This is a genomic window from Belnapia mucosa (genome assembly GCF_016775475.1).
In the GTDB taxonomy this organism is placed as follows: Bacteria; Pseudomonadota; Alphaproteobacteria; order Acetobacterales; family Acetobacteraceae; genus Belnapia; species Belnapia mucosa.
In genome coordinates, this window is record NZ_JAEUXJ010000011.1 from 113,958 (window position 1) to 133,770 (window position 19,813).

Sequence of the window (19,813 nt, forward strand, 5' to 3'; positions counted from 1 at the left end):
GTTACCCGGACGGGCGCGCAATGCAAGACCCCGCGGGTTTAACCGGCCCGCAAGGTCTCCATCGCCGCCTCCTTGCCGAAGAGCCTCAGCAGCAGCCGCACCGCCTCGCCGCGGGGGCCGGTCAGGCCCGGGTCCTTCTCCAGCAGCAGGGCAGCGTCGCGGTTGGCCATGGTGACGAGGCCGTCCTGCGCTTCCGCTTCCGGCAGGCCGAGGCGGAAGACCGGGGCGCCGGACTGGCGGGTACCGAGCGCCTCGCCGCCGCCGCGCAGGCGGAAATCGGCGTCCGCAATGGCAAAACCGTCCTCTGTATCGCGCAGGATCAGCAGCCGCTCGCGGGAGGCAAGGCCCAGCGCCTCGTCATAGAGCAGCATGCAGTAGCTCGCCTCGGCGCCGCGCCCGACCCGGCCGCGGAGCTGGTGGAGCTGGGCGAGGCCGAAATGGTCGGCATGCTCGACCACCATCACCGTCGCCTCCGGCACATCGACGCCGACCTCGATGACGGTGGTGGCGACCAGCAGCCTGGTCCGGCCGGCGGCGAAGTCGCGGATGGCCTGCTCCCGCACCTCCGGGTCGAGCCGGCCATGGGCGAGGCCGACCTGGCCGGGGAAGCGCTCGGAGAGCTCGGCGAAGCGGGTTTCGGCGGCGGCCATGTCCACCAGCTCCGATTCGGCGACATGGGGAACGACCCAATAGACCCGGGCGCCGCGCTCCATGGCCCGGCCGATGCCGGCGACCACCTCGGGCAGGCTGCGGAGGCCGTGCAGGGTGGTGGTGATGGGCTGCCGCCCGGCCGGCTTGCCGGACAGGCGGGAAACGGCCATCTCGCCCCACTGGGTCAGCAGCAGGGTGCGGGGGATGGGCGTCGCCGTCATCACCAGCATATCGGCCTCGCCGCCTTTCTCGGCCAGCAGCAGGCGTTGGGCGACGCCGAAGCGGTGCTGCTCATCGACCACGGCGAGGCCGAGGTCGCGGAAGGTGACGCCCTCCTGGAACAGGGCATGGGTGCCGATGGCGATCTGGACGGAGCCGCTGGCAAGCCCCGAGAGGACGCGCTTGCGCTGGGCGCCCTTCACGCTGCCGGCCAGCAGCTCGACCCGTACGCCGGCCGGGGTGCAGAGGCGGCTTAGCGTGCGGGTGTGCTGTCGGGCGAGGAGCTCGGTCGGGGCCATCAGCGCCGCCTGGGTCCCGGCCTCGACGGCACGGAGCATTGCCAGCGCCGCGACCAGCGTCTTGCCGGCGCCGACATCGCCCTGGAGCAGGCGCAGCATGCGGTGCGGCGCTGCCAGATCGGCATCGATCTCCCGCAACGCATGGGCCTGGGAAGGGGTGAGCGGGTGGCCGAAGGCGGCGAGCGCCTGGGCGCGGAGATGTCCGTCGCCCTCCAGCGCCCGGCCCGGTCGCTGGCGGACGCGGCGGCGGACCAGGGCGAGGGCGACCTGCCCGGCCAGCGCCTCGTCATAGGCGAGGCGGGTGCGGTGGATCGGGGGCGGTGGGGCCTCGGGCGCCTGGAGGGCGCGAAGCGCCGGGGCGAAGCCGAGCCAGCCCTCGCGCCGCATCAGGGCCGGGTCGTGCCATTCCGGCAGGGGCGGGATGCGGTCCAGCGCCGGGCCCATGGCCTTGGCGATCTGGCCGGTCCGCAAGCCCTGGACCAGCGGCCAGACCGGCTCCAGCTCCGGCAGCCCCTCGGGCCCGGTGGCGGTGAGGGGGTTGATCATGGAGAAGGCGCCGGCCTCGGATTTCACCTTGCCGGCGAAAAGGCGCTCCGTGCCCGGTGGCAGGATCTGCCGCAGCCATTCGAGGCGGCCATTGATGAAGCGGATCAGCAGCGGCTTGCCACCGGCCTCAGCGCGGACCTCCACATAGCCGCGGCCGGTCCGGGACCGGGCGGCGCGATGGCCAGTGACAAGGGCCGGGAGGATGACCTCGGCCTCCGGCGGCGCCTCGGCGGGGCTGTCGATGCGGATGCGGGTGGCGTAGCGCTCCGGCAGGTGGAACAGCAGGTCGAGCACGCGCGTGCCGCCGACCGCCTCCGCCATGCGTTTGGCGATAATCGGCCCCAGCCCGGGCAGGCTGCCCAAGGGGGAGAAGAGGGGAGTAAGCTCGGTTTGCTCCGGATTCATCGCACGGAACCGCCGCTGCGGCCGCCGCCTCGGGCTGACAGGATTCCCATGGCCCCTTATATGCCAGCCCCCAGGCCAGACAGCGACATGCCCAGCGATCCCTCCGCCTCCGCACCGACTGAACTCGACCCGCGCCGTCGGCGCCTGCTTTTCCGCGCCCGCCATCGCGGCACCAAGGAGGCCGATCTGATGATCGGCGCCTTCGTCGAACGCCTAGTCGCCGGCTTCTCCGAAGCGGAGCTGGACGAGCTGGAGGCGGTGCTGGAATACCCCGATGTGGACCTGTCCGACTGGCTGACCGGCCGCCGGCCCATCCCACCGGAATGCCGGACGCCGATGCTCGACCGCATGGCCGTCGAATGCGCCGCCCCAGGTGCCGGCCTGCCCGAGGGCCTGCGCCGGCCATGAGCGAGGCGGCGACGGCAACCCGCGGCCTGACCGTCCATGGCGCGCCGGAGGGGTTCGATGCGCTGCTGCTGGCCCGGCGCCGGGCGGAGTCGGATGCGCCGATCCTGCATGTCTGCCGGGACGATGCCCGCACCGCCCGGCTGATCGAGGCGCTGGCCTTCTTCGCCCCGGATGTGGAGGTGCTGCGCTTCCCGGCCTGGGACTGCCTTCCCTATGACCGGGTCTCGCCCAACCCCGAGATCGTCGCCGAGCGGGTCTCCACCCTGACCCGGCTGCTGGAACAGGGCGAGCGGCCGCGCATCCTTGTCACCACCGTCAATGCCCTGGTGCAGAAGGTGCCGCCGCGGGCGGCCTTCGGCGGCGCCACCCTGCTGCTGAAGCGGGGCGGCCGGGTGAAGCCGGAGGCGCTGACTGCCTTCCTCGAGGCCAATGGCTATGGCCGCACCGGCACCGTCATGGAGCCGGGCGAATATGCGGTGCGGGGCGGCATCATCGACCTCTTCCCCGCAGGCGAGGCGGATCCGATCCGCCTCGACCTCTTCGGCGACGAGATCGAGAGCCTGCGCCGCTTCGATACCGGCACGCAGCGCAGCGGCGAGGCGCTGAAGGAGCTCTGGCTGCGACCGGTCGGCGAGGTCTTCCTCGACGCCGAGTCGATCAGCCGCTTCCGCGCCGCCTGGCGCGACCTCTTCGGCAATGCCGCGGCCGAGGACCCGCTCTATGTCTCGGTCAGCGCCGGCCGGAAGCATCCGGGCATGGAGCATTGGGCCGGGCTCTTCCATGAGCGGATGGAGACGCTGCTCGATTACCTGCCCGGTGCCTCGGTCAGCCTCGACCACCAGGCCGAGGATGTGCTGTCGGCGCGGCTGGAGATGATCGCCGACCATTACGAGGCGCGGCGCGCCCCGGTGCGGACGAACGAGGGCGAGGTCCCCTACCGGCCGGCACCGCCCGCCACGCTCTACCTGAACCGCCGCGGCTGGGACGGAATGCTGGCGGAGGGACCGCTCTTCCGCTTCTCCCCCTTCGCCCAGGTGGAAGGCGCGGAGGGAATCGAGGCCGGCGGCCGTCCGGGACGGCTCTTCACCGAGGCGCGGGCGGCGGGCCAGAACGTCTTTGCGAGCTATGCCGAGCATGCGGAGGCGATGGTCGGGCAGGGCAGGCGGCCGGTGGTCGCCGCCTGGACCCGCGGCTCGCGGGAGCGCTTGGGCAACCTGCTGCGGGAGAACCGCGTCGCCGCCGAGCCGGTCGAGAGCCTGGCGGAGCTCGGCAAGCTGCCGAAGGGCTTGGTTGGGCTTGCCGTCCTCGGGCTGGAGCGGGGCTTCCTCGCGCCCGCCGGGGCGACGGGGTTCGGCTTCGGGCTCTCCGTCGTCGGCGAGCAGGACCTGCTTGGCGAGCGCATCGCCCGGCCGCCGCGGCGGCGGAAGCGGGCCGACCAGTTCATCGCCGATGCGACGGGGATCGAGCAGGGCGACCTCGTCGTCCATCAGGACCACGGCATCGGACGGTATGATGGCCTGTCCACCATCGAGGTGAACGGCGCGCCGCATGACTGCCTGCGGCTGGTCTATGACGGCGGCGACAAGCTTTTCGTCCCGGTCGAGAATATCGAGGTGCTGTCGCGCTTCGGCACGGAGACGGCGGGCGTCGCCCTCGACAAGCTCGGCGGCTCCTCCTGGCAGTCGCGCAAGGCGAAGGCCAAGCAGCGCATCCAGGACATGGCCGGGCAGCTCATCCGCATCGCGGCCGAGCGGCAGCTGCGCGAGGGCGTGCTGGCGACGCCGCCCGAGGGCGCCTGGGATGAATTCTGCGCCCGCTTCCCCTTCGCCGAGACCGAGGACCAGCAGCGCGCCATCGCCGATGTGCTGGAGGACCTGGCCTCCGGCCGGCCGATGGACCGGCTGATCTGCGGCGATGTCGGCTTCGGCAAGACCGAGGTGGCGCTGCGCGCGGCCTTCGTCGTCGCCATGTCCGGCGTGCAGGTGGCCGTGGTGGTGCCGACGACGCTGTTGGCGCGGCAGCATTATCGCAGCTTCTCCGCGCGCTTCGCCGGGCTGCCGGTGAATGTCGCCCAGCTCTCCCGCATGGTGACGGCAAAGGAAGCCGCCAGGGTGAAGGAGGGGCTGAAGGACGGCACCATCAACATCGTCATCGGCACCCATGCGCTGCTGGCCAAGGGGGTGGAGTTTGCCGACCTTGGCCTCGTCATCGTCGACGAGGAGCAGCATTTCGGCGTCGCCCATAAGGAGCGGCTGAAGAACCTCAAGACCGATGTGCATGTGCTGACGCTCTCGGCGACGCCCATCCCGCGAACCTTGCAGCTGGCGCTGACCGGCGTGCGGGAGATGAGCCTGATCGCCACGCCGCCGGTCGATCGGCTGGCGGTGCGCACCTTCATCATGCCCTGGGATGGCGTCGTCCTGCGGGAGGCGATCCAGCGCGAGCGCTTCCGCGGCGGGCAGATCTTCTGCGTTGTCCCCCGCCTCGAGGACATGGCCAAGGTCTCGGATCGCATGCGGGAGATCGTGCCCGAGGCACGCATCGTCGAGGCGCATGGGCAGATGGCGCCGACCCATCTCGAGAAGGTCATGACGGAGTTCGGCGATGGCAAGCACGACATCCTGCTCTCGACCAATATTGTCGAGAGCGGGCTCGACATGCCGGCGGTGAACACCCTCATCATCCACCGCGCCGATATGTTCGGCCTCGGCCAGCTCTACCAGCTGCGCGGGCGGGTCGGGCGCGGCAAGCAGCGGGGCTATGCCTATCTCACCTGGCCGCCCTCGCACCGGCTCTCGGCCGCGGCGCAGAAGCGGCTGGAGGTGATGCAGACGCTCGACAATCTCGGCGCCGGCTTCACCCTGGCCTCGCACGATCTCGACCTGCGCGGCGCCGGCAACCTGCTGGGCGACGAGCAGAGCGGCCATATCCGCGAGGTCGGCATCGAGCTCTACCAGCAGATGCTGGAGGATGCCGTCGCCGACCTGAAGGCCGGGCAGGGACGGAAGAAGAAGTCCGAGGGCGACTACGCCCGGGAGTTCACGCCGAACATCAATCTCGGCCTGCCGGTGCTGATTCCGGAGGAGTATGTGCGGGACCTGCCGGTGCGGCTCGGCCTCTATCGCCGGATCGGCTCGCTCGCGGGCGAGGCGGAGGTGGAGGCGATGGCGGCCGAGCTGGCCGACCGCTTCGGGCCGCTGCCGGCTGAGGTGGAGAACCTGCTGCAGGTGGTCGCCATCAAGTCGCTCTGCCGCGCCGCCGGCGTCGAGAAGCTGGATGCCGGGCCGAAGGGCGTGGTGCTCAGCTTCCACCGCAACCAGTTCCGCAACCCGGGTGGGCTGATCGCCTGGGTGACGGCGCAGAAGGGGCTGGTGAAGCTGCGGCCGGACCACAAGCTGGCCCTGCTGCGGGAGATGGAGCTGCCGCAGCGCATCCGCGTGGCGAAGGAGCTGCTCGGCGCGCTGGTGAAGGTGGCGACCCAGGCGAAAGCGGCCTAGGCGGGGGCGGCCAGCCCTGCGTAGAGGAAGGGCAGGATCTCCGCCACCGCCCGGTCGAAATCGCCGCTGTCGCAGGCGCCACCGGACATGGCCTCCAGCCGCCCGGTGCGCAGCAAGGTGTAGCGGTAGGCGCCCATCATGAAATAGAGCCGCCAGCACAGCGTCTCATGCGGCACCTGCGGCAGCGCGCGCTGGAACTCGGCGACATAGGTGAGGGTGGTCTCGTCATAGACCGTGCTCAGCACCTCCTTCGCGATGTCGTCCGGCTCGGTATGCAGCCGGGCATGCATGCGCATGGTGGCGCGGCCCTCAGGGGTCTGGCCGTTCAGCATGAAGGGGGTGACGAAGCTGCGGACCAGCGCCTCCAGCGGGATCGGCGCCTCGCCATAGCGGGCGCGGGCCTCGGCCAGGGCGCGGCTGCGCGCCTCGGTCACCTGGGCGGCGCCGCGGAAATAGGCCGCCCGGAACAGGTCCTTCTTGGCGCCGAAATGGTAATGCAGCTGCGCCAGGTTCACCCCGGCCGCCTGGGCGATCGCCCGGGTCGAGGCGGCGGCATAGCCATGTTCGGCAAACAGCGCCTGGGCCATGTCCAGGATCCGGTCGCGGACGCTCGGCCCCGCCTCCGCCGCCTTGGTCTTTTCCGCTACCGCCATGCCGGCTCCAACATCCTTGACACCGGCCGCGCCGGACGCCGACATATGGTCGTTCGACCGACTTCTTGGCAAGGGAGGGGAGCGGCATGAGCGCGGCATTGGAGGTGGATGGCCTGCCCGTCCTGCGGCCCCGGAGCGACCCGGTGGCCCGCGCCAAGGCGCTGCTGCCCCTCATCGCCGAGGCCGCACCACGGATCGAGGCGGGGGGCGCCCTGACGCCCGAGGTGCTGGACGCGCTGCATGGCGCCGCCCTGTTCCGCACCCTGCTGCCGCGCGCCTGCAACGGGGAGGAGGTGACGCCGGTGGCCTTCTTCCGCATGCAGGAAGCGATCGCCTCCGCCGATGCCAGCACCGCCTGGTGCCTCGGCCAGGCCTCGGGCTGTTCCATGGCCGCGGCCTATATGGCGCCGGAGGTGGCTTGGGAGATCTGGGGCCGCGATCCGCGCGCCGCGGTCGCCTGGGGCATGGGCAATGGCGTGGCCGAGGTGGTCGATGGCGGCTACCGTGTCAATGGAAGCTGGCGATTCGCTTCCGGCAGCCGGCACGCCACCTGGATCGGCGCGCATTGCCGGGTGCGGGAACGGGATGGCAGCTTCCGCATGGCGCCCGACGGCATGCCGCTCGAACGTACGATGATGCTGCGGCGCGAGCATGTGGCGCTGCGCGATACCTGGCAGGTGGTCGGGCTGCGCGGCACCGGCAGCGACAGCTACAGCCTCTCCGACATCTTCGTGCCGGAGGAATATTCGGTCTGCCGCGACATGGATGAGGAGCGGCGGCTGCCCGGCACCCTCTACCAATTCACGGCCACCCATCTCTATGCCTCGGGCTTCGCCGGCGTCTCGCTCGGCATCGCCCGCGGCATGCTGGATGAGTTCCGCCGCATGGCCCAGGGCAAGACCCCGGCCGCCACCACCAAGCCGATGCGCGAGAGTGAGGTGGTGCAGAACGGCCTCGCCCAGGCCGAGGCCAAGCTCCGTTCTGCCCGCGCCTTCCTGATCGAGACGCTGGAGGAAAGCTGGGAGGCTGTTTCCGCCCGCGGCGCCATCACCATGGATGAGCGAGTGCTGATCCGCCTCGCCACCACATCCGCCATCCATCGCGCCAAGGAAGTCGCCGAATGGGCCTATCACGAGGCTGGGGCGACCGCGATCTTCGAGAGCGAGCCCTTCGAGCGCCGGATGCGCGACATCCATGCCTCCGGCCAGCAGCTGCAGGGGCGGAGCGTGCATCTGGAGCTCTGCGGCCAGCATTTCCTTGGCCTCGCGCCGCAATCGCGCTTTATCTGAAACGGGGGAAACACCGATGCCGCTGAACGGCCTGAACCACTACACGATCCGCCCGGCGGATCTGGAGCGGACCAAGGATTTCTATGTCGATGTGCTGGGCCTCGAGATCGGCTACCGGCCGCCGCTCGGCTTCGACGGCTACTGGCTCTACTGCGGCGGGGAGCCGACGGTGCATCTGATCGGCCCGCGTGAGCGGGATGCGCATATCCCTCGCAATGCCGGCCCGACCGGGCTGCTCGACCATATCGCCTTCTCCTGCACCGGCCTTGCCGAGATGAAGGCGCGGCTGAAGACGCGCGGGATCGAGCATGAGGAGCGGGTAATCCCGCGGGACCGGCAGACCCAGCTCTTCCTCTTCGACCCCGATGGCGTCGCGGTGGAGCTGAACTACCCGCCGAACGAGACGGTCTAGGCCATGGACCGGCCCTGGTGGCGCATCGCGGTCGATGTGCTGAAGGCGAATGAGGTCCACCTCATCCCCTATGTGCCCGACAATGTCCTGAAGCCGCTGATCGCGGCGCTGCATGAGGATCCCTTCTTCCACGCCTTCACCGTGGCGCGGGAGGAGGAGGCGGTCGGCATCGTCGCCGGCGCCTGGATGGCAGGCACCAAAGGCCTGGTGCTGATGCAGACCAGCGGCTTCGCCACGCTGGCCAATGTGCTGGCCAGCCTGCCCTGCGCCTTCCAGATTCCGGTACTGATGATGATCAGCGAACGCGGCACGATGGGCGAGTTCAACCTGGGCCAGGCGGCGGTCTGGCGCACCATGCGCCCGACGCTGGAGGCGCTGGCGATGGAGCACCATGTCGTCACCCGGCTCGATGAGTGCGAGTTCATCTTCGACCGCACCATCCGCCAAGCGCATCTGACCCAGATGCCCGCGGCGATAATCCTCTCGCCTCTGCTGACCGGCGGCAAAGCGGTGACTCGGCAGGTGGTGGCATGATCGCGGCCCACAACGCGAAGCGGATGTACCGCTTCGACCTGATGCAGCGGCTGGTGGCACGGCTGGAGCATGAGGAAGCCGTAATCGGCGGCATCGGCAATACCAATTTCGACCTCTGGTCCGCCGGGCACCGGCCGCAGAATTTCTACATGCTGGGCAGCATGGGCCTCGCGGTGCCGATTGCGCTCGGCGTGGCGCTGGCGCAGCCGAACCGGAAGGTCTTCGCGGTGGAGGGGGACGGTTCGCTGCTGATGCAGCTCGGCTGCCTCGCCACGGTGGCGACGCTGGGGCCGAAGAACCTAGCGATCCTGGTGATGGATAACGGAGTCTACCAGATCACCGGCGGCCAACAGACGCCGGCGGCACGGGCGGATTTCGTCGCCATCGCGCAGGGCTGTGGCCTCTCGCACGCGGCCTGGGCGGCGGATGAGACGGATTTCGAGCGGCAGGTCGGCCATTGCCTGGAGACAGATGGCCCGCATGTCATCGCGGTGAAGCTGGACGACCAGCCACCCGTGAGCCAGACCGAACGCGACCCGCCACAGATCCGCGACCGCTTCATGCGCGGGATGGGCGCCAAGCGGAGCAAGCTGCCGGGATAGGGGAGGCACATCATGGCCATGGCTTTCGACTGCGCCGGCGTCATCCCGGCGGCGTTGCTGCCTTTCCGGGATGACCTCTCGATCGATGGCCCGGCCTATCGGGGCCATCTGCGGGACCTCGCCGCGGTGCGGGGGATCAGCGCCATCACCACCAATGCCCATGCCTCGGAGGTCGCCTCCTGCGATCCGGAGGAGCAGCGGGAGGTGCTGGCCCTGACCATGGAGGAGCTGGGGGACCGGCTGCCGGTCGTCGCCGGCATCTACGCCGACGGCACCCTGCAGGCGGTGCGGCTGGCGCGTGCCGCGGCGGCGGGCGGTGCCGCTGGCCTGCTGGTCTTCCCACCGACGGTGCTGGCGCGCGGCAATGCGGCACGGCCGGATTGCCTGGCCGACCATGTCCGCGCCATCGCGGCGGCGACCGACCTGCCGCTGATCCTGTTCCAGTATCCGCTCGCCTCCGGCCTCACCTATCCGCTGCCGACGCTGCTGCGCCTAGCCGAGGAGGTGCCGAGCATCCGCGCCATCAAGGACTGGAGCGGCGACCCGGTGGTGGCGGAGCGGCATGTGCTCGCGCTCTCGGCGCTGCGCCGGCCGGTGAATGTGCTGAGCACGCATAGCGCCTGGCTCTTTGCCTCGCTCGTCACCGGCTGCCAAGGGCTGCTTTCCGGTTCCGGCAGCGTCATCGCCGATCTGCAGGTGGCCTTGTTCGAGGCGGTGCAGCGCGGCGACATGGCGGCGGCGCGGGCGCTGAACGACCGCATCCGCCCCACCGCCGATGTCTTCTACGCCGAGCCCTTCTTCGACATGCACAACCGCATGAAGGAGGCGCTGGTGCTGCTCGGCCGGCTGCCGCGCGCGGTGGTGCGGCCGCCGCTGAAGAAGCTGGAGGCGGAGGAGATCGCCCGGATCGGCGCGGCGCTGACGGCGGCGGGGCTGCTGCCGGCGCAGCGCCTCGCCGCCGAGTAGCAGCCTAGGCCCGCTTCCGCCGCTTCACCGGCGCCGCCTGGGCCAGCAGCGGCGTGAGGAAGCGGCCGGTATGGCTCTCCTCGGTCGCCGCCACATCCTCCGGCGTGCCGGCGGCGACGATGCGGCCGCCGCCATCGCCACCCTCGGGGCCGAGATCGAGCAGCCAATCAGCCGTCTTGATGACCTCGAGGTTGTGCTCGATCACCACCACCGTATTGCCGGCATCGACCAGCTGGTGCAGCAGTTCCAGCAGCTTCCGCACATCTTCGAAATGCAGGCCGGTGGTGGGCTCGTCGAGGATGTAGAGGGTGCGGCCGGTGGCGCGGCGCGACAGCTCCTTCGAGAGCTTGATGCGCTGCGCCTCGCCGCCCGAGAGCGTCGTCGCCTGCTGACCGAGATGGATATAGCCGAGGCCGACCTCGCGCAGCACCTTCAGCTTCTCATGGATGGCGGGGACGGCGGAGAAGAACTCGCAGCCCTCATCCACCGTCATCTCCAGCACGTCGGCGATGGACTTGCCGCGGAACTTTACCTCCAGCGTCTCGCGATTGTAGCGTTTGCCCTTGCAGGCGTCGCAGGTGACGTAGACATCCGGCAGGAAGTGCATCTCGATCTTGACGAGGCCGTCGCCCTGGCAGGCCTCGCAGCGGCCGCCCTTGACGTTGAAGCTGAAGCGGCCGGGCTTGTAGCCGCGGGCGCGGCTCTCCGGCAGCTCGCTGAACCAGTCGCGGATCGGGGCGAAGAGGCCGGTATAGGTCGCCGGATTGGAGCGCGGCGTGCGGCCGATCGGTGACTGGTCGATGTCGATGATCTTGTCGAGCTGGTCGAGACCTTCGATCTTCTCATGCGGACCGGGGACTGTGCCGGCGCCCATCAGGCGGCGGGCGGCGGCCTTGTAGAGCGTCTCGATCACCAGCGTCGACTTGCCGCCGCCGGAGACCCCGGTGATGCAGGTGAAGGTGCCGAGCGGGAATTCCGCCGTGACATTCTTCAGGTTATTGCCGCTGGCGCCGATGACCTTCACCACGCGCTTGCGGTCGGTCTTGCGGCGCGCCGTCGGCACCTCGATCCGGCGCCGTCCGGCGAGGTAGTCGCCAGTGAGGCTGGCGGGGTTGGCGGCGACCTCGGCGGGCGTTCCCTGCGCGATGACGCGGCCGCCGCCGGCGCCGGCAGCGGGGCCGATATCCACCAGGTGGTCGGCGGCGCGGATGGCGTCCTCGTCATGCTCGACGACGAGGACGGTGTTGCCGATGTCGCGGAGACGGCGGAGCGTGGTCAGCAGGCGCTCGTTGTCGCGCTGATGGAGGCCGATGCTCGGCTCGTCCAGCACATAGAGCACGCCGGTGAGGCCGCTGCCGATCTGGGAGGCGAGGCGGATGCGCTGGCTCTCCCCGCCCGAGAGCGTCGCCGAGGAGCGCCCGAGGGAGAGGTAGTCGAGGCCGACATCGACGAGGAATTTCAGCCGCTCCGCGATCTCCTTCAGGATGCGGCGGGCGATCTCCTGGCGCTGCGGCGTCAGCGTGTCGAAGACCGTGCCGAACCAGCGCTCGCAATCGCGGATCGAGAGCCGCGCCGCCTCGCCGATATGGCGGCCGGCGATCTTCACGGAGAGCGCCTCAGGCTTGAGGCGGTGGCCGTCGCAGGCAGGGCAGGGCTTGGCAGCCTGGTAGCGCGAGAGATCCTCGCGGACCCAAGGGTTGTCCGTCTCGCGGTAGCGGCGCTCGAGATTGGGCAGCACGCCCTCGAAGGGCTTCTTCACGTCATAGCTGCGCAGGCCGTCCTTGTAGCGGAGCGTGACGACCTCCTCGCCGCTGCCATGCAGGATGGCGTTGCGCACCTTGGCCGGCAGGTCGCCCCAGGGAGTCGCGGTCGAGACCTTGAAGTGGCGGGCGAGGCTTTCCAGCGTCTGGTCGTAATAGGGCGACTGCGCGCCCGACCAGGGGGCGACGGCGCCCTCGGCCAGCGTCCGCAAATCGTCGGGCACGACCAGCATCGGGTCGAAGAAGGTCTGGGTGCCGAGCCCGTCGCAGGTCGGGCAGGCGCCCTGCGGGCTGTTGAAGGAGAAGAGCCGGGGTTCGATCTCCTCGATGGTGAAACCGCTTTCGGGGCAGGCGAATTTGGCGCTGAAGACAGTGCGCTCGGCGGTGTCCGCGTTCTCGGCATAGGCGATGCCGTCGGCGAGGGCGAGGGCGGTCTCGAAGCTGTCGGCCAGGCGCGGGGCAATGCCCTCGCGGACCACGATGCGGTCCACCACCACCTCGATGTCGTGCTTCAGCTTCTTGCTGAGCGCCGGTACCTCGGCGATCTGGTAGAGGGTGCCGTTGACCTTCACACGCTCGAAGCCGCGGCGCTGGAACTCGGCCAGTTCCTTCTTGTACTCGCCCTTCTTGCCACGCACGGCGGGGGCGAGCAGCAGCAGGCGGGTGCCCTCCGGCATAGCCATGACGCGGTCGACCATCTGCGAGACGGTCTGCGCCTCGATCGGCAGGCCGGTCGCCGGCGAGTAGGGCACGCCGACCCGGGCCCAGAGCAGGCGCATGTAGTCATGAATCTCGGTGACGGTGCCGACGGTCGAGCGCGGGTTGTGGCTGGTCGTCTTCTGCTCGATGGAGATGGCCGGGCTCAGCCCCTCGATGCTGTCGACATCCGGCTTCTGCATGAGCTGAAGGAATTGCCGGGCATAGGCCGAGAGGGATTCGACATAGCGGCGCTGGCCCTCGGCATAGATCGTATCGAAGGCGAGCGAGGATTTGCCGGAACCGGACAGCCCCGTAATAACCGTCAGCGTGCCGCGCGGGATATCGAGGTCGAGATTCTTCAGGTTATGCGTCCGGGCGCCGCGGATGCGGAGGAAGCCGGCGCCGGAGATGGGGGAAGGGGTGGCCATACGGGGTCGTGCTCCACGGGGCGCGCGGCCCGCGTTCGCCTTGTGTTCTGGCAGTGATGACATTATATGGGACTGGCGGGAAGGGCCTTCGGCGGGCATGGTCTTCCCCTCTCAGATTCCAAGGGTTCGGACGGCATGGCCGGCAGCGTCAACAAGGTGATCCTGGTGGGCAATTTGGGGCGTGACCCCGAGGTCCGCAACATGCAGTCCGGCGACCGCGTGGTGAGCTTTTCCATCGCCACCAGCGAGTCCTGGGCGGACCGCGCTTCTGGCGAGCGGAAGGAGAAGACCCAGTGGCACCGGATCGCCATCTTCAACCAGAAGCTAGGCGAGATCGCCGAGAAGTATCTGAAGAAGGGCAGCAAGGTCTATCTGGAAGGCCAGCTGGAGAGCCGGAAGTACACGGACAAGGACGGCAATGAGCGCGAGGTCACTGAAGTGGTGCTCAGCCGCTTCCGCGGCGAGTTGACCCTGCTGGATGGCCGCGGCGGTGCCGGTGGCGAGATGGGCGAGGGCGGTGGTGGTGGTGGCTATGGCGGCGGCGGCCGGTCCTCGGGCGGCTATGAGCGCTCGGGTGGCGACCGCGGCGCCTCCTCACGCGGCGGGGGCGGTGGTGGTGGCGGCTGGGACAAGCCGAAGGGCGGGGCGAGCGACCTCGACGATGACATCCCGTTCTGAGCCCGGTTACCCGAAGCCCGGGAAGGGCGCCGGGTCCATGAAGCGGCGGATGGCGTTCAACACCAGCCGGGCGGCCGGGTTGGTGTAGCCATCCACCGGCAGCGCGCCGATATAATTCATCGAGCCGAAGGACAGCACCGCGCCGCCCTTCGGCGCCTCGAAGAAGGTGATGTCGGACCGCATCACCTCGTCATGCTGGCGCGGCCAGAGGGTGTGGTCGTAGCGCTCCTCATTCACCGGGGCATAGCTGGGCTCGGTCACGATGGCGGTGGCCACGATCAGCGCATGATGCGGCGTGCCGAGGCGGGTATCGGCCCGATCCAGCTCATGCCCCGCCGCACCGCCGCCCATGAAGCCGCGTTCGCCGAAGACCCCGCCCGGCACCGCCTCGATCCCCTCGCGCAGGAAGGCGACCCGCGGGTCGAGGATCCCGGGGGCGAAGCGATAGGGGTGGCCGTTATAGTTGCCCTGGGTGCTGAAGCCGATGCCGACGATGCTCTGCGGCGGGCGCCCGAGGCGGCGCCAGAGCCCGCCATAGCTGCCATCGAAGGCATGGTAGGATTCACCCGGCTCGGCGGCCCAGAGGCGGATGCCGCCCTCGGCCCGACGGACCTCCAGCGCCCAGGGGCCCTCCCCATGCGGCACCACCTTCCAATAGAAGCCGTTGCCGCCGAGATAGACGAAGCGGCCCCCGCCGGCGATGTAGCCGGCGATGCCGTCCAGCGTGCGGTCGGAATGGTATTCCGGATGCTGGCCGGTCAGCACGACGCTGTAGGGGGCGAGCGCCGCGGCCCCCTCGGCATGCAGGTCGTGGTCGGTGACGACCTCATACTCGATCCCCTGCTGGTCCAGCATGTCGGTGACGTAGCTGTCGGCGGTGATCCAGTACGTGCCCGACCCCTCCGGCGAGGGATCGATCATCTGGATATGGTTCACCCGCTTGTCGATCATCGGGCGCCACATGGAGGCATAGGCAATGCCGCTGCCATCGCTGTGCCAGTTGTAGGTCGAATGGCCGTAATTTAGGTGCCCGTCCGGTGACTGCTGCAGCGCGCCCCAGGCGACCGCGCGGTCATGGAGCTGCGCCTGGCGGCCGGGCCGGGCGAAATTGCCATAGATCGTGTAGGTGAAGGTGGGCGCGAGGAAAGCCACCCTGGCGCGGACGCCCGGCTTGGCGGCGCGGATATAGAAGGGGATGTTGTCCCGCCAGCCGGCCCCCTCCAGATGCAGGGCATAGACGCCACTCGGCCAGTCCGCGGGAATCTCCAGGCTGAGCGAGGGCTGCCAGCCGGCATCGCCCATATCGTCCTCGTGGAAATGGATGGCGGCCCAGTGCTCCGGCGCCTCGGTCCAGCGCTGATGGGCGGCGGTCCAGCGGCTGCCGGTCATGGCGCGGGTTGGCAGGTTCACGCAGCGCCCGTGCCAGCCGCCGGGCCCGATATCCGCCACCTGGTCGCCGGTGATGCCGATGGCGAAATCCCATTCCGCCAGCACCGCCCCTTCCGGCAGCGCGGCGCCTGCCTCCTGGGCGCCGAGCAGCGCTTCGGCATCGAGGCCGGCGGCGAGGCGGGGCCGCTCGATCTTGCCGTTGAAATGCCGCCCGCCCGGCGCATCCGTGGCGATCCAGCCGCGGCCGAGGCCGGTGGGCAGGCCAAGGAGGGGGGCGCTGGCCGAAGCGGCCTCCTCGCGGTCCAGCCGCGGCTTGCGAGGCTGCTGGCGCAGGCTGAGGGTTCCGCCGGCCGGGTCCACCACCGCCACGATATCATGCCAGGCCCGGCCGGTCAGCGGCTGGCCGGTCGCAACCACCGCACCGTTCACCTCGCAGAAGGCACCTTCCGGCCCCAGCCCGAGCGCGAGGCGGACCCCGTTCCCCTCCCAGGCCAGCACCACGCCCGGCTGGTCCGGCAGGGTCGGCCAGACCGTCGCCGCCAGGCCGATCGCCCGGCCGCCCGGGCCGAGATCCACCGCCGGCAGCGCCACATGGCTGCCCCGGCGGATCGGCTGGTCGAGGCCGGGATGGGTGCCCTCGATGGCGGAGGGCATCCGCACCTCCCGGTAGCCGGGGCCGGCCGGATTCGGGTCGCCGCAATGGATTCGGGCGATCCGGGCGGTGTACTCGGCCCCGCCCTGGACGCTGACCATGAAACGGATGGTCTCGCCCGGCCGGACGCTCCAGCGATCGGCATAGCCGGTGATGGGGAGCAAGGGGCAGCCTCCGTCGCAGCGCAGCCGCGAGTGTTTCGCCCGCCCAGGGGGGGTGTCAATCGCACCCGGCCATTTGGCGATGGGGCCCGGAATGCCTATATAAAGGTGGATGGAACCCGCGGGCCGAGGCCCGCCGGGCGCCCGGCCATTGCCATTCCGGCAGGGCCGGCCGAGCCCCAAGGAAACCGAGACGCGTGAGCGAGACCGAGAACGGCGCCGACGGAGGGCCGGGCGACACCGCCCCGGTGGCGCTCGAGGAGGAGATGCGCCGCTCCTACCTCGATTACGCCATGAGCGTGATCGTGGCCCGGGCGCTGCCCGATGCCCGGGACGGGCTGAAGCCGGTGCATCGCCGCATCCTCTATGCGATGCAGGAAAGCGGCTACACGGCTGACAAGGCGCACCGCAAGTCGTCCCGCGTCGTCGGCGACGTCATGGGCAAATACCACCCGCATGGCGATTCCGCGATCTACGACGCCATGGTCCGCATGGCGCAGTCCTTCTCCATGCGGGTGCCGCTGGTCGATGGCCAGGGCAATTTCGGCTCCGTCGATGGCGATCCGCCGGCGGCCATGCGCTACACGGAGGTGCGGCTGGCGAAATCCGCCTCGGCGCTGCTGGAGGGGATCGACGAGGACACCGTCGACTACCAGCCGAACTACGACGAGAGCGAGAGCGAGCCGCGAGTCCTGCCCGCCGCCTTCCCGAACCTGCTGGTCAATGGCGCCCAGGGCATCGCGGTCGGCATGGCGACCAATATCCCGACCCACAATCCGGGCGAGGTGATCGACGCGACGCTGGAGCTGATCGCCGAGCCGGCGACAGAGCTTTCCCGCCTGATGGAGATCATGCCCGGGCCGGACTTCCCGACGGGGGCGCTGATCCTCGGCCGCTCCGGCATCCGCTCCGCCTTCGAGACCGGTCGTGGCTCCATTCCGCTGCGCGCCAAGTGCGAGATCGAGGAGATGCGCGGCGGCCGGCAGGCGATCATCGCCACCGAGATCCCCTATCAGGTCAACAAGGCGAACCTGATCGAGAAGATCGCGGAGCTGGTCCGCTCCAAGGCGATCGAGGGCATCTCGGACCTGCGCGACGAGAGCGACCGCGACGGGATGCGCATCGTCATCGAGCTGAAGCGCGACGCGACGGCGGAGGTGGTGCTGAACCAGCTCTACCGCATGACGCAGCTGCAGACCTCCTTCGCCGTCAATTTCCTGGCCCTCGACAACGGCCGGCCGCGGCAGATGGGGCTGATCGAGGCGCTGAAGGCCTTCATCGCCTTCCGCGAGGAGGTGATCCTCAGGCGCTCGCGCTTCCGCCTGGCCAAGGCGCGGGAGCGGGGGCACCTGCTGATCGGCCTCGCCATCGCGGTGGCGAATATCGACGAGGTCATCCGCCTGATCCGCGCCAGCCGCGACGGGACCGAGGCGCGGCTCGCCCTGATGGCGCGGGACTGGCCGGCCGGCGATGTCGGCGCGCTGCTCGCGCTGATCGAGGATGCCGGCAATCTGGTGACGCCGGAAGGCACGGTCCGCCTGACCGAGGCGCAGGCGCGCGGCATCCTCGCCCTGACCCTGAACCGGCTGACCGGCCTCGAGCGCGAGAAGATCGCGGCCGAGCTGGAAGAGGTCGGCGGCCGGATCCGCGAGCTGCTGGAGATTCTCGGCAGCCATCCGCGGCGGATGGAGGTGATGTCCGAGGAATTGCGGGCGGTGCGCGACCAGATCGCCTCGCCGCGCATGACGCAGATCGTCGACTATGTCGCCGACCTCGATGACGAGAGCCTGATCGAGCCGGGCAACATGATCGTCACCCTGACGCGGGACGGCTATGTGAAGCGCACGCCGCTCGATGTCTTCCGCGCGCAGAATCGCGGCGGGCGCGGGCGCAGCGCCGCCGGCACGCGGCAGGACGATGTGGTGGTGCGCAGCTTCATCGCGCACACCCATCAATGGGTGATGTTCTTCACCAGCCGCGGCATCGCCTTCCGCGAGAAGATCTGGCAGCTGCCGGAAGGCGGCGCCACCGGCAAGGGCCGCAGCCTGCGCCAGGTGCTGCAGCTGCAGGAGAACGAGCAAATCACCGCCGTGCTGCCGCTGCCGCAGGATGAAAGCCTGTGGGACGGGCTTCACCTAGTCTTCGCCACCGCCTCGGGCGGGGTGCGGCGGAACCGGCTGTCCGATTTCCGCAATGTCCGGGCCGCCGGCCTCATCGCCATGAAGCTCGATGACGGCGACAACCTGATCGGGGTGCAGACCTGCCGCGAAGGCGACGACGTGCTGCTCGCCACGCGCAAGGGGCGCGCGATCCGCTTTCAGGCGACGGATGATGTGCTTCGCGTCTTCGCCAGCCGGGACAGCAGCGGCGTGCGCGGCATCCGCCTCGGCAAGGATGACGAGGTGATCGCGCTGTCCGTGCTGCGCCATGTCGAGGCGACGCCGGCGGAACGCGAGGCGGCGATCCGCAACGCGGCTCAGCGCCGCCGCGCCATCGGCGCCGTCGGCGAGGAGGTGGAGGCGCCGCCCAGCGCCGCGACCGCCGCCGAGGAGGGCGAGGAGGAAGGCGTTGCCGAGATCACCCTCTCGCCCGACCGGGCGAGGGAGCTGGAGGAGGCGGAGGAGATCATCCTCACCGTCACCGATGGCGGCTTCGGCAAGCGCAGCCTCGCCTATGACTACCGCATCACCGGTCGTGGCGGGCAGGGGCTGGAGAACATGCTGTTCAGCCGCCGCACCGGGCGCGAGGTGGTGGCGACCTTCCCGGTTCGGTCCGGCGACGATGTCATGCTGGTGACGAATACCGGGCGGCTGATCCGCCTGCCGGCCGACCAGGTGCGCTTGACGCGGCGCCGCAGCCTCGGCGTGATGATGCTGCGGCTGAATGAGGGGGAAGGCGTGACGAGTTGCTTCCCGGTCGTGGACGACCAAGGCGAGGCGGGGCCTGATTCCGGCGCCGCCCAGACCGGCGCCCTGGCGGCGACCGAGTCGGCCGTGGAGCAGGGGACGCCCCCCGATGCCTGAGGGGGGCAAGCCTGAGGGGGGCAAGCCTGAGCTGGTCGGCCTCTATTCCGGCACTTTCGACCCGATCACCAACGGGCACCTCGATATCATCGGCCGCGGCGCGCGGCTGGTGGACCGGCTGGTGATCGGTGTCGCGATCAATACCGGCAAGGGCCCGCTCTTCCCGCTGGAGGAGCGGGTAGAGCTGGCCCGCGCCGAATGCGAGCCGATCGCGGCCCGCACCGGTGCGGTGATCGAGGTGCGGCCCTTCGAGGGGCTGGTGGTGGCCTTCGCCCGCGAGGTCGGGGCGCGGATGATCCTGCGGGGGCTGCGCTCCGTCACCGATTTCGACTACGAGGCCCAGATGGCCGGCATGAACCGCCGGCTGGATGAGGAGGTCGAGACGGTCTTCCTCATGGCCTCCGAGACGAACCAATTCATCGCCTCGCGTTTGGTGAAGGAGATCGCCCGGCTCGGGGGCGATATCAGCGGCTTCGTGCCGCGGCTGACGCTGGAGCGGACCCTGGCCCGGGTGCGCGAATCCCGGCCCGGCTGATCTAGGA

Annotated in this window: 14 protein-coding genes; 10 read left to right on the forward strand and 4 right to left on the reverse strand. The window is 69.9% G+C overall.

What is annotated here, in order from left to right; all coding sequences use genetic code 11:
• Nucleotides 1–38: 38 nt before the first annotated feature.
• The gene (gene recG, locus JMJ55_RS21890; RefSeq protein WP_202827731.1) at nt 39–2,120 is read right to left on the reverse strand and encodes an ATP-dependent DNA helicase RecG; all 2,082 of its coding nucleotides are present in this window, start codon (nt 2,118–2,120) and stop codon (nt 39–41) included.
• Nucleotides 2,121–2,207: 87 nt separating this feature from the next.
• Between recG and JMJ55_RS21895 the strand changes: the two genes are divergently transcribed.
• Together JMJ55_RS21895 and mfd are read left to right on the forward strand one after the other, a co-directional pair.
• Nucleotides 2,208–2,528, forward strand: a complete 321-nt coding sequence (locus tag JMJ55_RS21895; protein ID WP_202827732.1) for an FAD assembly factor SdhE — start codon at nt 2,208–2,210, stop codon at nt 2,526–2,528.
• Nucleotides 2,525–6,025, forward strand: a complete 3,501-nt coding sequence (mfd, locus tag JMJ55_RS21900) for a transcription-repair coupling factor (protein ID WP_202827733.1) — start codon at nt 2,525–2,527, stop codon at nt 6,023–6,025. The genes JMJ55_RS21895 and mfd overlap by 4 nt, the downstream gene beginning before the upstream one ends.
• Here mfd and JMJ55_RS21905 read toward each other — a convergent pair.
• Complete coding sequence (locus tag JMJ55_RS21905; protein ID WP_202827734.1) at nt 6,022–6,678, reverse strand: TetR/AcrR family transcriptional regulator; 657 nt, start codon at nt 6,676–6,678, stop codon at nt 6,022–6,024. The two genes, mfd and JMJ55_RS21905, sit on opposite strands and share 4 nt — an antisense overlap.
• An 86-nt stretch (nt 6,679–6,764) precedes the next feature.
• On the opposite strand from JMJ55_RS21905, the gene JMJ55_RS21910 reads away from it, so the two are divergent.
• From JMJ55_RS21910 to JMJ55_RS21930, 5 genes are read left to right on the forward strand one after another with little or no spacing between them, the layout of a single operon-like run.
• Complete coding sequence (locus tag JMJ55_RS21910; protein WP_202827735.1) at nt 6,765–7,967, forward strand: acyl-CoA dehydrogenase family protein; 1,203 nt, start codon at nt 6,765–6,767, stop codon at nt 7,965–7,967.
• A gap of 16 nt (nt 7,968–7,983) precedes the next feature.
• The gene (locus JMJ55_RS21915) at nt 7,984–8,379 is read left to right on the forward strand and encodes a VOC family protein (protein ID WP_202827736.1); all 396 of its coding nucleotides are present in this window, start codon (nt 7,984–7,986) and stop codon (nt 8,377–8,379) included.
• A 3-nt stretch (nt 8,380–8,382) separates the two neighbouring features.
• Nucleotides 8,383–8,913, forward strand: coding sequence for a thiamine pyrophosphate-binding protein (locus tag JMJ55_RS21920; protein ID WP_202827737.1), 531 nt, complete (start codon nt 8,383–8,385; stop codon nt 8,911–8,913).
• Nucleotides 8,910–9,515 (forward strand): thiamine pyrophosphate-dependent enzyme, encoded by a 606-nt coding sequence (locus JMJ55_RS21925; protein ID WP_202827738.1) that lies wholly within the window; start codon nt 8,910–8,912, stop codon nt 9,513–9,515. The genes JMJ55_RS21920 and JMJ55_RS21925 overlap by 4 nt, the downstream gene beginning before the upstream one ends.
• Nucleotides 9,516–9,527: 12 nt before the next feature.
• Nucleotides 9,528–10,481: a dihydrodipicolinate synthase family protein gene (locus JMJ55_RS21930; RefSeq protein ID WP_202827739.1), complete on the forward strand. Its 954-nt coding sequence runs from the start codon at nt 9,528–9,530 to the stop codon at nt 10,479–10,481.
• 4 nt (nt 10,482–10,485) lie between these two features.
• Here the strand turns inward: JMJ55_RS21930 and uvrA are convergent, their stop codons facing one another.
• Entirely contained in the window at nt 10,486–13,368 is a 2,883-nt protein-coding gene (gene uvrA / locus JMJ55_RS21935) for an excinuclease ABC subunit UvrA (RefSeq protein WP_202827740.1), read from the reverse strand.
• A gap of 135 nt (nt 13,369–13,503) precedes the next feature.
• On the opposite strand from uvrA, the gene ssb reads away from it, so the two are divergent.
• Entirely contained in the window at nt 13,504–14,046 is a 543-nt protein-coding gene (gene ssb, locus JMJ55_RS21940; protein ID WP_202827741.1) for a single-stranded DNA-binding protein, read from the forward strand.
• A gap of 6 nt (nt 14,047–14,052) precedes the next feature.
• Here the strand turns inward: ssb and JMJ55_RS21945 are convergent, their stop codons facing one another.
• Nucleotides 14,053–16,251, reverse strand: a complete 2,199-nt coding sequence (locus JMJ55_RS21945) for a N,N-dimethylformamidase beta subunit family domain-containing protein (RefSeq protein WP_202827742.1) — start codon at nt 16,249–16,251, stop codon at nt 14,053–14,055.
• Between the two features lie 194 nt (nt 16,252–16,445).
• Here JMJ55_RS21945 and gyrA point away from each other — a divergent pair, with 194 nt between their 5' ends.
• Together gyrA and coaD are read left to right on the forward strand one after the other, a co-directional pair.
• Nucleotides 16,446–19,271 carry a DNA gyrase subunit A gene (gene gyrA / locus JMJ55_RS21950; protein WP_328702741.1) on the forward strand — a complete coding sequence of 942 codons (2,826 nt, stop codon included), beginning with the start codon at nt 16,446–16,448 and terminating at the stop codon, nt 19,269–19,271.
• Nucleotides 19,264–19,806 carry a pantetheine-phosphate adenylyltransferase gene (gene coaD, locus JMJ55_RS21955; RefSeq protein WP_202827743.1) on the forward strand — a complete coding sequence of 181 codons (543 nt, stop codon included), beginning with the start codon at nt 19,264–19,266 and terminating at the stop codon, nt 19,804–19,806. Before gyrA ends, coaD begins: the two co-directional genes overlap by 8 nt.
• The last annotated feature ends 7 nt before the right edge of the window (nt 19,807–19,813 follow it).

What these genes read in the sequence shown, in the direction of transcription:
- ssb (WP_202827741.1), top strand. Translation starts at nt 13,504, where the DNA reads ATGGCCGGCAGCGTCAACAAGGTGATCCTGGTGGGCAATTTGGGGCGT.
- JMJ55_RS21915 (WP_202827736.1), top strand. Translation starts at nt 7,984, where the DNA reads ATGCCGCTGAACGGCCTGAACCACTACACGATCCGCCCGGCGGATCTG.
- JMJ55_RS21930 (WP_202827739.1), top strand. Translation starts at nt 9,528, where the DNA reads ATGGCCATGGCTTTCGACTGCGCCGGCGTCATCCCGGCGGCGTTGCTG.
- coaD (WP_202827743.1), top strand. Translation starts at nt 19,264, where the DNA reads ATGCCTGAGGGGGGCAAGCCTGAGGGGGGCAAGCCTGAGCTGGTCGGC.
- mfd (WP_202827733.1), top strand. Translation starts at nt 2,525, where the DNA reads ATGAGCGAGGCGGCGACGGCAACCCGCGGCCTGACCGTCCATGGCGCG.
- JMJ55_RS21905 (WP_202827734.1), bottom strand. Translation starts at nt 6,678, where the DNA reads ATGGCGGTAGCGGAAAAGACCAAGGCGGCGGAGGCGGGGCCGAGCGTC.
- JMJ55_RS21895 (WP_202827732.1), top strand. Translation starts at nt 2,208, where the DNA reads ATGCCCAGCGATCCCTCCGCCTCCGCACCGACTGAACTCGACCCGCGC.
- JMJ55_RS21925 (WP_202827738.1), top strand. Translation starts at nt 8,910, where the DNA reads ATGATCGCGGCCCACAACGCGAAGCGGATGTACCGCTTCGACCTGATG.
- uvrA (WP_202827740.1), bottom strand. Translation starts at nt 13,368, where the DNA reads ATGGCCACCCCTTCCCCCATCTCCGGCGCCGGCTTCCTCCGCATCCGC.
- JMJ55_RS21910 (WP_202827735.1), top strand. Translation starts at nt 6,765, where the DNA reads ATGAGCGCGGCATTGGAGGTGGATGGCCTGCCCGTCCTGCGGCCCCGG.
- JMJ55_RS21920 (WP_202827737.1), top strand. Translation starts at nt 8,383, where the DNA reads ATGGACCGGCCCTGGTGGCGCATCGCGGTCGATGTGCTGAAGGCGAAT.
- recG (WP_202827731.1), bottom strand. Translation starts at nt 2,120, where the DNA reads ATGAATCCGGAGCAAACCGAGCTTACTCCCCTCTTCTCCCCCTTGGGC.